Source organism: Neobacillus paridis, from assembly GCF_016765675.1.
In the GTDB taxonomy this organism is placed as follows: Bacteria; Bacillota; Bacilli; order Bacillales; family Cytobacillaceae; genus Neobacillus; species Neobacillus paridis.
The window spans coordinates 1-659 of record NZ_JAESWB010000388.1; the positions used below are offsets into that span (position 1 = coordinate 1).

Consider the following 659-nt stretch of genomic DNA (forward strand, 5'->3'; position numbering starts at 1 on the left):
CTGCACCGGGCGCTGCAGAACCATCCGGACAAGACCGCCACCATCTTCGGCGAGCGGGCACAGTCGTTCCGCGAGCTGGCGACACGGGTTGCGCGCCTGGCCGGCGCCCTTGGCGCGCTGGGCGTTGCTGCTGGCGACCGGGTCGCGATGCTGGCGCAGAATTCCGACCGCTACCTCGAATACTTCCAAGCGGTCTGGTGGGCCGGCGCCGTGGCCAATCCGGTCAATACCCGCTGGAGCGTGCAGGAAATCGCCTATTCCCTGGCCGACTGCGACAGCCGGGTACTGATCGTCGACGACCAGCATCTGCCGCTGGTGGACAGGATCCTGGCGGAAGCGCCCTGCGTGCGCACCGTGATCCATGCCGGCGATGCGCCGTCGCCGGCGGGCATGCTCTCCTTCGAAGCGCTGATACGGGACGCCAGCCCGGTGGCCGATGCGATGCGCAGCGGCGCCGACCTGGCCGCCATCCTCTATACCGGCGGCACCACCGGCTTCCCCAAGGGCGTGATGCTCAGCCATGGCAACTTGTGGATCTCCTCCGTGGCGCGCATGGCCGAGATGGGCGGGCAGCCCGGCAGCGTCTCGCTGATCGCCACGCCGCTGTTTCATGTTGGTGGCGCCGGCAGGCTGGTGGGTCAGTCGATCGGCGGCAATAC

Annotated in this window: 1 protein-coding gene; it reads left to right on the plus strand. The window is 68.7% G+C overall.

Annotation, left to right across the window (positions count from 1 at the left end):
• The coding region (locus JK635_RS29315; protein ID WP_202656396.1) for an AMP-binding protein at positions 1-659 on the plus strand (659 nt) is incomplete at both ends.